At 41.4% G+C, this 12,474-nt stretch carries 13 protein-coding genes; 3 read left to right on the forward strand and 10 right to left on the reverse strand.

The features are described from left to right. Positions 1-101: 101 nt before the first annotated feature. The 3 genes from M1R56_RS08690 to M1R56_RS08700 all read right to left on the reverse strand — a co-directional run bounded on the left by M1R56_RS08690 (position 102) and on the right by M1R56_RS08700 (position 3,254). Complete coding sequence (locus M1R56_RS08690) at positions 102-506, reverse strand: PaaI family thioesterase (RefSeq protein WP_006152721.1); 405 nt, start codon at positions 504-506, stop codon at positions 102-104. A 69-nt stretch (positions 507-575) separates the two neighbouring features. Then, the gene (locus M1R56_RS08695) at positions 576-2,057 is read right to left on the reverse strand and encodes a UDP-glucose--hexose-1-phosphate uridylyltransferase (RefSeq protein ID WP_248035768.1); all 1,482 of its coding nucleotides are present in this window, start codon (positions 2,055-2,057) and stop codon (positions 576-578) included. 18 nt (positions 2,058-2,075) lie between these two features. Continuing rightward, positions 2,076-3,254 (reverse strand): galactokinase, encoded by a 1,179-nt coding sequence (locus M1R56_RS08700; protein WP_248035770.1) that lies wholly within the window; start codon positions 3,252-3,254, stop codon positions 2,076-2,078. A 168-nt stretch (positions 3,255-3,422) separates the two neighbouring features. On the opposite strand from M1R56_RS08700, the gene M1R56_RS08705 reads away from it, so the two are divergent. Then, the gene (locus tag M1R56_RS08705; RefSeq protein ID WP_248035772.1) at positions 3,423-4,424 is read left to right on the forward strand and encodes a LacI family DNA-binding transcriptional regulator; all 1,002 of its coding nucleotides are present in this window, start codon (positions 3,423-3,425) and stop codon (positions 4,422-4,424) included. 61 nt (positions 4,425-4,485) lie between these two features. On the opposite strand, the gene M1R56_RS08710 is transcribed toward M1R56_RS08705, so the two are convergent. The 3 genes from M1R56_RS08710 to M1R56_RS08720 form a co-directional block, all read right to left on the reverse strand. Next, positions 4,486-5,523: an alcohol dehydrogenase catalytic domain-containing protein gene (locus tag M1R56_RS08710; RefSeq protein WP_248035773.1), complete on the reverse strand. Its 1,038-nt coding sequence runs from the start codon at positions 5,521-5,523 to the stop codon at positions 4,486-4,488. 185 nt (positions 5,524-5,708) lie between these two features. Next, positions 5,709-6,551: an aldo/keto reductase gene (locus M1R56_RS08715; RefSeq protein WP_248035775.1), complete on the reverse strand. Its 843-nt coding sequence runs from the start codon at positions 6,549-6,551 to the stop codon at positions 5,709-5,711. A 120-nt stretch (positions 6,552-6,671) separates the two neighbouring features. Further along, positions 6,672-7,562 carry a cation diffusion facilitator family transporter gene (locus M1R56_RS08720; protein ID WP_248035777.1) on the reverse strand — a complete coding sequence of 297 codons (891 nt, stop codon included), beginning with the start codon at positions 7,560-7,562 and terminating at the stop codon, positions 6,672-6,674. Between the two features lie 275 nt (positions 7,563-7,837). Between M1R56_RS08720 and M1R56_RS08725 the strand changes: the two genes are divergently transcribed. Both M1R56_RS08725 and M1R56_RS08730 read left to right on the forward strand, forming a co-directional pair. Beyond that, on the forward strand, positions 7,838-8,383 hold the full coding sequence (locus M1R56_RS08725) for a TetR/AcrR family transcriptional regulator (protein ID WP_248035779.1): 546 nt from the start codon (positions 7,838-7,840) through the stop codon (positions 8,381-8,383). A 32-nt stretch (positions 8,384-8,415) separates the two neighbouring features. Continuing rightward, positions 8,416-8,748: a glucuronide permease gene (locus tag M1R56_RS08730; protein ID WP_248035781.1), complete on the forward strand. Its 333-nt coding sequence runs from the start codon at positions 8,416-8,418 to the stop codon at positions 8,746-8,748. Between the two features lie 65 nt (positions 8,749-8,813). Here the strand turns inward: M1R56_RS08730 and M1R56_RS08735 are convergent, their stop codons facing one another. Genes M1R56_RS08735 through M1R56_RS08750 form a run of 4 tightly spaced genes read right to left on the reverse strand, consistent with a single transcriptional unit; the run spans position 8,814 to position 12,370 of the window. After that, positions 8,814-10,334 (reverse strand): ABC transporter permease/substrate-binding protein, encoded by a 1,521-nt coding sequence (locus tag M1R56_RS08735; protein ID WP_248035783.1) that lies wholly within the window; start codon positions 10,332-10,334, stop codon positions 8,814-8,816. Continuing rightward, positions 10,327-11,055: an ABC transporter ATP-binding protein gene (locus M1R56_RS08740; protein WP_248035786.1), complete on the reverse strand. Its 729-nt coding sequence runs from the start codon at positions 11,053-11,055 to the stop codon at positions 10,327-10,329. The genes M1R56_RS08735 and M1R56_RS08740 overlap by 8 nt, the downstream gene beginning before the upstream one ends. Beyond that, the gene (locus M1R56_RS08745) at positions 11,048-11,902 is read right to left on the reverse strand and encodes an SDR family oxidoreductase (RefSeq protein ID WP_248035787.1); all 855 of its coding nucleotides are present in this window, start codon (positions 11,900-11,902) and stop codon (positions 11,048-11,050) included. The genes M1R56_RS08740 and M1R56_RS08745 overlap by 8 nt, the downstream gene beginning before the upstream one ends. 18 nt (positions 11,903-11,920) lie before the next feature. After that, positions 11,921-12,370 (reverse strand): MarR family transcriptional regulator, encoded by a 450-nt coding sequence (locus tag M1R56_RS08750; RefSeq protein WP_248035788.1) that lies wholly within the window; start codon positions 12,368-12,370, stop codon positions 11,921-11,923. Between the last annotated feature and the right edge of the window lie 104 nt (positions 12,371-12,474).

Consider the following 12,474-nt stretch of genomic DNA (forward strand, 5'->3'; position numbering starts at 1 on the left):
ACCTCTATTATACGACTTTACACAAAGAAAAGCCCTTAGAAACTTCACTTCCAAGGACTTTGTCTTCAATCTGAAGAGGCAGACGCCTCTTTTTTGTTTATCTATATCCTCACCTGTCTATCTTCTGACCGTTGTCCTGTGACAAACATGGTGAAGGTTGCCTTGCAGACATTTCGACCATCTTGGTTGATGATGTCAACATCAACGACACAAGTGGTACGTCCTTGGTGGACACATTCTCCTTTGATAGTGAGAACATCCCCTAGATTTCCTGCTTTCAGATAGTTGATGGAAGACTGGAGTGTCACCCCGTCTAATCCTAGCGAAATCACCACAAGACCACTGATTTGGTCACAAAGGGTAAATAGATAGCCTCCATGGGCATTTCCATAGTAGTTGAGTGAAGAGTCCACTACTTTTGTCGTCACCACCACGTGACCGTCTCTCATTTTTTCAATTTCGTAATTTTCAAAGGCAGATATAGCGTCAAAGTGAAAATCTTTCATACGTTCCTCCTGATATTTCAAACGACACTATGATACTACTTTTCAAGACTCTACGCAAGAGAGAAGCACTTATTCGGGTAAAATACCAACCTGCTCCACAAAGCGCATAAAGGCAGCTTGTCCTTCTTCTGTTTGCTTGTAAACTCCTGCATCTTCCAAAACTCGAGCAAAGATTTTTCCAACAGATTCTTGGACGATATTAAGAGCTTGGTCTTTGTCAGTCAATCCAGGATGGGATTCTTTCAACTCATCCGCCCATTTTTTGTGATAATCTGATACTGAAACATCCTCTCCGACTATATAAGTTGCTACTTGCTCCACTTCTTCCTTCAAGCGTGGTGGCAAGATTGCCAAACCCATGACCTCTATCAAGCCGATATTTTCCTTCTTGATATGTTGGACATCCTTGTGGGGATGATAGATACCATCTGGATGCTCTGGAGATGTTTGATTGTCCCGCAAGACCAAATCCAACTCAAACTGCCCATCACGCTTACGGGCTATCGGTGTGATAGTGTGATGTGGTGTTCCATTGCTTTCCGCCAAGACTTGGACACTTGAATCAGAGTATTGACGCCAAGCTAGTAAGATTTTCTCAGCAAGGTTGGTCAGCTCGTCTTTTGAATCTGACGTCAATCGAATCACAGACATAGGCCACTGAACAATCCCTGCTTTGACAGTTTCAAAACCTGCAAAGGTAAAGTTTTTCTGAATAGGAGCCACTTCCATTGGGAAAACATGACGACCACCTTGATAATGATCATGGGTCAGGATGGAACCACCCACGATTGGTAAGTCTGCATTCGAACCTGCAAAGTAGCCTGGAAATTGCTCCACAATTGCTAACAAACGTTCAAAACTTTGGCGACTAATGGCCATAGGACGATGCTTGCTATCTAGGAAAATACAGTGCTCATTAAAGTAAGCGTAAGGCGAATACTGGAAGCCCCACTCCTGCCCAGAAATATCAAAACGAATAATCCGGTGATTGCTTCTAGCTGGATGATTGACACGACCATGGTAGCCTTCATTTTCCATACAGAGCTGACATTGAGGATAGTTACTCGACTTGACCAACTTAGCTGCCGCAATCTCTTTTGGATCCTTTTCAGGCTTAGAGAGATTGATGGTAATCTCTAGTTCACCGTAGTCAGATGGTACACGATAAGCAATATTCTTTGCGATAGCCTTTAGTTTGATGTAGTCATTCTTCTGACTGAGTTGGTAGAAATCTGCAATTGCCTGCTCTGGTGACTGGGCATAGGTGTTCCAAAAATCACGATTAACCTGACTTGGACAAGGCGTTACCAAGTCCATGAGGTCAGCACCGAGAATCTCACGCGCAGCCTGACTATCTTCAATTGTTTCCAATCGAACAGCTTCCTCGACAAGCTGATCTTTTAGTTCAATCAAATCATCCTGGTCAGTCTCAACTTCAAGAACTCCATCTCCTACCAGTGCTAAAACACGATTGGTTAGATAGATTCGATCCAATTCTTCAAAGCTACTTTCTGCAATGACTTTGGTCACAAATTTTTCTACTAAGGTCACTAGATAACCTCCTTCTGACTATTCAAGAACGCGAGTTCCACCTGCCACTTCAGCGATATAGAAACTTGGAGCGTAACCAACGATTTCTTCATAGTGCTTGCCTACAGCTTCTTTAAAGGACTCAACAGCATCCTTTTGAACCAAGGCGATTGCACAACCACCAAAACCTGCTCCTGTCATACGAGCACCGAGAACACCTTCTTGAGCCCAAGCTGTATGAACAAGGGTATCTAATTCCAAGCCAGTTACTTCGTAGTCATGCTCAAGTGAAACATGAGAAGCATTCATCAAACGACCAAACTTGTCCAAATCTCCTGCTTGAAGAGCCGCTTGTGCTTTAAGGGTACGTTGATTCTCAAGAACTGCATGACGCGCACGTTTCAAGCGATTTTCGTCTTTGATCAGGTAGCTATATTCATCAAAAGCCCACTCATCCAATTCACCCAAGGTTTGAATATTTAAGGCCACTTGGAGTTCTTCTACTGCTTTTTCACACTCAGCTCGGCGTTCATTGTACTTAGAATCTGCTAGTTCACGGCGTTTGTTGGTATTCATGATAACAACAACATTGTCCTTCAGATCAAGGGGAACCAAGTCGTATTCTAAACTATTTGTATCCAGATAAATGGCACGTTGATCTGCCCCCATACCGATAGCAAATTGATCCATGATACCAGAATTAACCCCAATAAAGTTGTTCTCTGTCAATTTCCCGATTTTTACTAAATCTAAACGGTCCAATTTTAGGTCAAAGAGGTATTCTGCCACGACACCTGTCAATAGCTCCAAAGAAGCTGAAGATGACAAACCAGCACCATTTGGGATATTTCCAAATACATAGAAATCAAAACCTTTATCAATCACATGTCCAGCTTCTTGCAAGAAATGAAGGACACCTTTTGGATAGTTGGTCCAGTTGTGCTCTTTCTCAAACTTAAGGTCAACTAGAGGAACTTCGATAATGCCTTTGTCCTCAAAGTTTGCGGAGTAGAAACGCAAAACTTGGTCATCACGCTTACGTGCAGCTCCATAAGTTCCTAGCGAAATAGCAGCTGGGAAAACATGGCCACCATTATAGTCAGTATGCTCCCCAATCAAGTTGATACGGCCTGGTGAGAAGAAGGTTTGATCTGCTTCTTGACCAAAAACAGCAAGAAAGTCCTTGCGAAGTGCATCAGCAGTAAGATGTTGTGTCATATGAATTCTCCTTTGACAATTTGTTAGGTAAAAAAGTTTACCTTGTAATCGTTTTCTTCTATTGTACCCAAGGGTTTTGCTTTGGTCAACATTTTTACCGATATTTTACTAAACTATGAGTAAAAAGATAGAAAAATATGATATAATAACCTAAAAAGGAGGGGAATTATGGCTACACTCAAAGATATTGCTCAGTTAGCCTCTGTCTCAATCGCAACTGTATCCCGTGTCCTCAATCGCGATCAGAGTCTATCTGTCACAGAAGAAACCCGACATCGTATTTTAACTGTCGCCGAAGAACTAGGTTATACCAAACATCTCAAAACAGGTGAAAGTCACAAACTTAAACAAAAGATTGCTATTATCCAGTGGGTCAGCGAACAAGGTGAGTTGGAAGACCTCTACTACTACCAGATTCGACTAGGAATCGAAAATAGGGCACAAGAATTAGATTACGAAATCTTACGCTATTTCAATGATCAACCTTTTACGCTTAGCGAAGAAGTCATTGGAATTCTTTGTATTGGAAAATTTAGCAAAGCACAGATTGCATCATTTGAAGAGTATCAAAAACCTCTAGTTTTTCTAGATAGTGACACTCTAGCTTTAGGGCATACTTGTGTTATCACTGATTTTTCAAATGCTGTCAAACAAGTTTTGGATTATTTTATCAATCAAGGCATGGACAGGGTTGGAATTCTGACTGGACTCGAGATTACGACTGATCAAGAGGAACAAATCCATGACAAACGACTGGAAGCCTTTATCAGCTACACACAGGAACTAGGAATCTATCATGAAGAGCTGATTTTCCAAGGAGAGTTTTCTGCCCAATCTGGCTACGACTTAATGAAACATGCAATTCAAAACTTGGGTGAACAACTTCCATCTGCCTTTTTTGCTGCAAGCGATAGTCTGGCAATCGGTGCCCTTCGGGCACTTCAAGAAGCTAGTATCCACCTGCCAGAGCGAGTGAGTTTAATTTCCTTTAATGACACTAGCTTGACCAAACAAGTTTTCCCACCACTTTCAAGTATCACTGTTTATACAGAGGAAATGGGACGCACAGGCATGGATATCCTTAATAGAGAAGTACTCCACGGACGCAAGATTCCAAGCCTCACTATGCTGGGAACCAAACTGACTTTAAGAGAAAGCACCTTGCATTAAATATAACTGTTTACAATAAAAAATCCTAATAAGAGTTCACTCTCTATTAGGATTTTCTTTTCTATTCCATCACAATCATAGCTTTAATGGTCTTACGTTCATCCATATCTTTATAGGCTTGATCAATCTCATCTAAGCGATAACTATGAGTGAACACACGACCTGGATTGATGTCTCCATTAAGGACAGCCTTGAGTAAGAACTGTTTGTCATAGGTGGTAACAGAAGCTGCTCCACCTGCTACAGAGATGTTTTGGGCAAAGGTCGAACCAAGAGCACGGTTATTGTAGTGAGGCACACCAACAAATCCTAAGCGCCCTCCATTGTGAAGGACTCCCAGAGCTTGATCAACAGCTGCTGCGGTACCGACACATTCAAGAGCAGCATCCGCTCCGCCACCAAGGATTTCACGAACCTTAGCAATACCTTCTTGACCACGTTCTTCAACCACCGCTGTAGCACCGAATTCCAAAGCCAGCTTTTGTCGATCTTCATGACGGCTCATGAGGACGATTTGGGAAGCTCCACGCATTTTGGCTGCAATAACAGCACATTGTCCAACTGCCCCATCACCAATTACTACCACTTTGTCACCTGGTTTGACATGAGCCACACGCGCCGCATGGTAACCAGTTGGCATGACATCTGCCAAAGTCAAGAAGGATTTGAGCATGGCTTCTGTATAATCGCACGGTTGTCCAGGGACTTTTACGAGTGCCCAGTTTGCATTTTCAAAACGCATGTACTCTGCCTGCACTCCATCAGACCAGTTAGTTCCAATATGGCGATCACAAGTTCCATCATAGCCAGCGCGACAGGCGTCACACTCGCCACAGCCATGGGTGAAAGGCGCAATGACAAAATCTCCTGGTTTGACCGTTGTAATAGCATCTCCGATTTCTTCGACGATTCCAATAGCCTCGTGACCGCTATTTTGATGCCCCTTTTCAATGTCTGGATTACGGTAGCTCCAGAGGTCTGATCCACAAACACAGGTACGGACAATCCGGAGAACGACATCATCCGGCGCCTCAATTTGCGGACGCTCCACTTCGACAAGACCAACTTGCCCTGCTTTTGTATAGACTGTTTTCTTCATAAGAACAACCTACTTTCTATTGCTTACTCACCTTTAGTATACACTTTTATGAGTGAAATAGCATGCAAGATGATAGTAAATGTTTCCGCTAAACAAAATTGACTTCTAAGAACTCCATCATCTTATGAAAAGGCTAGAAGATTTCACCTGCTACTATAATAGTCAGACTAGCTGGTCTCCTTTACTTAGCTTAAAAATGATAGAAATCTTTCAGCTGTTTCTGGTTCTTGGTGATCATGAAAGAGTGTACGTCCTTGGTCCAATCCTTCTATGTTCTTCATTTCATCTTCTGTTAACTCAAAGTCAAAAATATCAAAGTTCTCTTGCATCCGTTCTTTACGAACAGACTTAGGAATAACAACCACGTCACTTTGAAGTAAGAAACGTAGAGCTACTTGCGCTACTGATTTCCCATGTTTTTCTCCAATTTCCTTCAACAAAGGAGTACTGAAGAAATCATTTTTCCCTTCAGCAAAAGGCCCCCAAGATTCAATTTGACAATTGTATTTCTCCAAATACTTTTTGGTCTCTTTTTGTTGATAGAAAACATGGGTTTCTATCTGATTAACAACTGGTTTAATCTCCACAAAATGCTGTAAATCGATAAAACGATTGGGTGAAAAGTTAGAGACGCCAATAGCCCGAATCTGCCCAGCTCTATAAGCTTCTTCCATGGCTCTGTATGTGCCATAGTAATCACCGAAAGGTTGGTGAACCAACAAAAGGTCAATATAATCTGTTTGTAGTTTTTCCAAGGATTCTTCGATAGAGGCTTTGGCCTTCTCATATCCTGCATTGCTGATCCAAATTTTTGTTGTAAGGAAGAATTCTTCCCGTGGAAGACCTGACTCCAAGATAGCTTCCCCCACACCTGCTTCATTGCCATAGATTTGAGCGGTATCAAAGGAACGATAACCAACCTCGATAGCCTCAAGAACTGCTCGCTTTGTTTCATCTACTGGAGTCTGAAATACTCCAAATCCAAGTTGTGGCATTTTGATATTGTTGTTTAAGGTTTTGTAAAACATATTTTCCCCTACTTCTTTTGATACTTTTAGTTTACACTCAATTTAAAGATTTGTATACTAGCAAATGAAAAATAGCATATATTAGGAGGAAAACACAGTATCAACCTTTCCAAAACTTCTCTAGTGTTCGTGACCTTTTATGCCCCCAATATCTTCAAGGCAGCGTTTGTGTTGATTATGATTCATTGGACTAGTATCCACTTCAATAGTAATATTGTGAACTCCACTTTGTCTTAATTGACTGCGAATAGCTTCTTTGCATTCTTCCATTCGTGCCCAATCCTCTAAGCATAGATGAACAATTGCATTATTTTCTAGACCATCCATGGACCAAATACTCAGTTGATTGATACTCTTGACATTTTCTAGTGATAATAAATCCTGCTCTAGCTTTTCACTATTAAGCCCCTCAGGAACCGCATCGAGAAATATCTTAATTGCAGACCAAAATCGTGGAATGGCTTTTGACAAGATAAAGAAGGAAATGACAAGTGATAAGAGAGGATCCAGAATATACCAGTCAGTAAATCTGAGGACAATGGCCATTAGAATGATGGCTATCCAACCCAGGGTATCTTCCAGAAAATGCAGGCTAAGGATAGACTCATTCTTTGTTTTTCCTTTACGAACCACTAAACTCGCTAGCACATTTATACTAACCGCAATAATTCCAAGCCAGAGGATTCCTTCATCATTGATAGGTTGTGGATGAAAAAGTTTCCTTATATTTTCCAAAATGACTAGAGCAGATCCTGTCATGAGAATCACAGCCGTTATCAAAGCTCCTAGAAGGCTAAATCGTTTGTAACCCAAGGTGTAATGACTATCCTCTTCACGATTGGAAATTGTTTCAAGAAAGGCTGATAGCCCAATTGCAATCGCATCTCCTAAGTCATGGACAGAGTCCGCAAGAACAGCACTAGAACCAAATACTCCGCCTGCAATAAACTCAACAATGGCGTAACTCAAATTTAAGAAAAAAGCCAGCCAAATAGCACGTTTTGAACTCATTTTTCCACCTTCCTTTGTTATAATGGGACTAGGAAAATTTTATAAAAAAGTTTTCTTAGTCCCACGCCCGTAATGCTGATTAGATGCTCTTCGAGCTAAATAGCGAAAGAAGTTCCCAATCAGCTACTGCATCAAACATATATTTCTATAAATATTCTGAGAAATGAGACTATTATCTCTTCTCTTCATTGTTATTATCCAATAAAATAAAAAGAAAGGATAGGAGCAAACTGTTCGGTTTGTAAGTTACTGAACAATTGATTCAAATTGTCTATATGAGTACTCAAGATCGTCGTATTACCAAGACTCGGAAAGCTATCTATACTGCTTTTTTACAATTACTAAATCAAAAAGATTATGAATCCATCACGGTCCAAGAGATCATCGACCTAGCCGACGTTGGACGTTCAACCTTCTACAGTCATTATGAAAGTAAGGAATTACTCCTAGATGAGCTCTGCCGTTATCTCTTTCATCATCTTTTTGAACGCGAGGAAAATATAACTACAGAGGATTATTTGGCTCACATCTTTTCACATTTTAAGAAAAATCAAGACCATGTCACCAGCCTCCTTTTCTCAAAAAATGACTACTTCCTCCGCCAATTACAGAAAGAATTGGAACACCACGTCTACCCCATGGTCGTAGAGGACTTGCAAGCTTCTTACCCTAATATTCCTGCTTCCTATCTCAAGCATTTTGTCGTAACTAACTTCATCGAAACATTGACTTGGTGGCTCAAAAAAGGGAAATCTTATAAGGAAGATCAAATAGTGAGATTTTACTTAGATGTCATGGAAATGACAACCAAACAAAAATAAATCATCATTATTCTAGCTAGAAAGGAAATCTTATGAACTTCGTTATTATTCTTGCTATTTTTTTAGCCTTCTTAGTCCTTTCTTTTCCTCTCCTTCATTTATTGGCTAGCCTTTCAGAATTAAGAAAAGGCAGGAATCTCCTAGGAAATCGGCTTCTCCTTATCGGAAGTAGCCTTGCGACCTTATCTATCTTCCTCTACTTCTTTTTGCCGATTGTCGCACTATCTCTTTGGCTGATTGGCTGTGGGGTAATTTGTTACGGAGCCTATTGGAATGACAAACAGAAAGAAAACTTTAAAAAGCTTCACCATATTATCAGAATTACATTTGCTATAGTATTAACACTTATATTACTTTTATTTTAATACAAAAACCCTATCTTGTCTTAAAAGCAAGATGGGTTTTTGTTAGTATAAAGTCTTTTCTACGTTTATTTTTGAAGAATTCCTTCTTGAAGGAGAAACTCACGCGCCACTTCTTCAGCTGATTGGCCTTCCACACCAACCTGATAGTTCATCTGACTCATCTGGCTCTCGGTGATTTTACCAGCTAGTTTATTAAGGACTGCTTCCAACTCAGGATGTTTTTCGAGTAATTCAGCTCTCATGAGTGGCGCACCTTGATATGGCGGGAAGAGATGTTGATCATCTTCTAAAATCATCAAGTCATAACGAGCAATTTCAGCATCTGTCGAGTAAGCATCTGTAATTTGAATGTCCCCTGACTGGATGGCTTGGTAGCGAAGAGCTGGCTCCATTGTTGCCACATTTAGATTCAATCCATAAACAGACTGTAAGCCCTTGTTTCCATCCTCACGGTCGTTAAACTCCAGAGTGAATCCTGCCTTGAGCTGTCCTTCCACTTTTTTCAAGTCTGAAATCGTCTTAAGTTCATATTCTTGCGCAATTTTTTTGGGAACTGCTATAGCATAAGTGTTTTGATAAGCCATGGGTTTAAGAAAGGCTAGTTGATCCTGTTTGGCAATGCCGTCACGAGCCACCTCGTAGACCTTTTCCGGGTCATGCCCAATTTGTGGCGATGGTTGGAGGAGACTCTCTGTCACTGTTCCAGAAAATTCTGGATAGATATCAATGTCCCCTTTTTTCAGCGCTTGATAAAGGAAATCTGTCTTCCCAAAGTTAGGCTTGACCGTCACCGTCATATCCGTATTTTCCTCGATGAGAAGTTTATACATATTCATGAGAATCTCAGGCTCAGGTCCCAACTTCCCAGCTATAACCAGATTTTCTTTTTCTTTCTTAGGAATCATGCTTGGAGCATAACTAGCTCCCAAACCAAGCACCATAACAGCAAAGGCTGCAACAATTGTACGCAACTTTGCCTTTTCCAACCATTTGAGAACAACATTAAAGAGAATGGCCAAGATAGCCGATGAAATAGCCCCGATTAAAATGAGACTAGCATTCCGACGATCAATTCCCAAAAGGATAAAGGAGCCCAATCCCCCAGCTCCAACAAGAGCGGCTAGAGTTGCTGTCCCAATGATCATAACAGTTGCTGTACGAACCCCCGATACAATGACAGGCATGGCAAGTGGAATTTCAAACTTCTTGAGTCGCTCCCACTTGGTCATTCCAAAAGCAATCCCTGCCTCCTCAAGACTAGGATCAATGCCGTTCAGTGCTGTGATTGTATTTTCCAAAATCGGAAAAATAGCATAGATGACAAGAGCTGTGAGTGCTGGTAAGGTCCCAATCCCCATGAAAGGAATAAAGAGCCCCAACAAAGCCATTGAAGGAATGGTCTGAAAGATACCCGCAACTTGTAGCACCCAGTTCGCAGCTTTTTTGTGGCTATTTAGATAAACCGCAAGTGGGATGGTCAGAAAAATAGCAACCAATAAGGTCAAAAGCGATAATTGTAAGTGTTGCCCAAGAGCGGTTAACCATTCCCCAAAACGCTCTTGAAAGGTTGAAATCAAATTAGACATGAAGGCTACCTCCAAATAAGTTTGCTACAAAGTCTGTCGCAGGCGCTTGTAAAATTGTTTCAGGTTCTGCGACCTGGCGAATTTCTCCATCCTGCAAAACTGCAATTCGATCCCCTAATTTCAAAGCCTCATCCGTATCATGAGTAACGAAGATGGTGGTCATCCCGAACTCCTTGTGCAAATCCTTGGTGAGAGCTTGCAACTGCTTGCGAGAGATAGCATCCAAGGCTGAAAAGGGCTCATCCATCAGCAAGATTTTTGGTTCCCCAATGATGGCTCGTACAATGCCAATCCGCTGTTGCTCACCACCAGATAACTCGCTTGGTAAACGATGAGCATAATCTGCCGCAGGAAGCCCCACTTTGGCTAAGAGTTCTTCGGTTTTAGAGGCAATTTGTTCCTTGCTCCAACCCTTCATCTCAGGAATCAATGCTATATTTTCCTCAACCGTCAAGTTAGGAAATAGGGCAATAGCTTGGAGGACATAGCCAGTACTGAGACGCAACTCCCGTTCATCATAATCCTTGATGCGTTTTCCATCCATATAGATATTGCCATCTGTCGGCTCCAAGAGTCGGTTAATCATCTTGATCATGGTGGTCTTACCAGATCCTGAAGGACCCACTAGCACCATGAATTCTCCATTTTCAATGCGGAGATTGACATCTTTTAAAATATTTTTATCCGTGTAGCGCAAGGCTACATGTTTGTATTCAATCATTTTTTTCCTCAATAAGTTTTCTATCTCTAAGAATATCCAAAAGGCTGCTTGCTGGATGCCTTAGGACTTTTTCGATATCTGTTGAAACCCCAGCCTGTTCGCCAGCTTTAATCGCTGTATAGGTACTGACCCAGGCATCGTACTCCCAAGTTTGTGCTGGCCATTTTTTTCGTGACTCATAGGCTTCTTCTACTGATTCATCTATATACGTGATGTCCTTACCGGTCTGATTTGAGAGAAGTGCTACGATTTCTTCCATGGAGAGATCCTCTGGCCCTGTCAAATTCAAGGTTTGATTTTCCCACTCCTTAGGATTTAAAAGAATTTCTGCTGCAACCCTAGATGTGTCCTTACGGGCAACAGCTGACACAAGGCCGCTGCCAGCCGGACCACGAATCTCTCCATTTTCAAGCGCCATATCAATCAGAAAGTCCAAGTAAAAATTATCTCTCAAAAAAGTGTAGGTGAACCCTAACTCCTTGATATAGGCTTCCGTCTGGGCATGATCTCGAGACAAGGTAAAAGTTGCCTTCTCATCTGCCCCATAAAAGGAGGTATAAACGATATGTTGCACCCCTGCTAGTTTTGCAGCATCTAAAAACTCCTTGTGCTCCTTGACACGCTCAGGATTTTCCCTAGCAGAAACCATCAACAAAGTATCGATCCCCTTCAAGGCTTCAACCACCTCTGGAGTATTGGTATAGGATATTCTACGGATTTCCGCAGACGCATAAACTTTTGCACGCTCTGGGCTTCTTGCTAGATGGACAGAAGCGATTCCTTTTTTATCGACAAGATCAGCCACATAGGAACCTAATTTTCCTGTTACACCTGTAATTCCGATCATAACTGTCACTTCCTTTCCCTAGATGTCATTCTCTTTAGCTTTTAGATTTGTGATAACACGCTCTTGATAAGCTTCAAATTCTTGGATTTCTTGATCCGAAAAGCCTTGATAAAAAATCTCTCCCAGTTCTTTGCTGACACGATCTCCAATTTCTTTTTGCGCCCAACCGAGGTCTGTCAAAGAGATATATTTTTTCCTTTTATCCTGCGTGCAAGGTTGAATCGTGACCAAGCCTTGTTCTTCCAATTTCTTAACCATACTGGTCAATGTATTATTGGCTAGACCCGTCGCAAGAGCGATATCGGTCGCTGTAGCACACCCCAACTCTTGCTTCCACAAAATCGTTAAAATTTTTCCCTGTTCACTTCTGTATTGAGCATCTGGTTGCTTGCTCAATAGTTTTTGAAAGATACGCCCATTCAACAATCGAATCTGTAGAGCTTGGTAGCCTCCTAACATTTTGTCCATTTTGTCTCCTTTTTTGTTCTATATCGAACCTTTTGAACTATTGTAACACTCTGGATTACATCTGTCAACTGTTTCGATATAGAAATAATAAAAAACTTCCTACC

The organism is Streptococcus sp. oral taxon 431 (genome assembly GCF_023115445.1).
In the GTDB taxonomy this organism is placed as follows: domain Bacteria; phylum Bacillota; class Bacilli; order Lactobacillales; family Streptococcaceae; genus Streptococcus.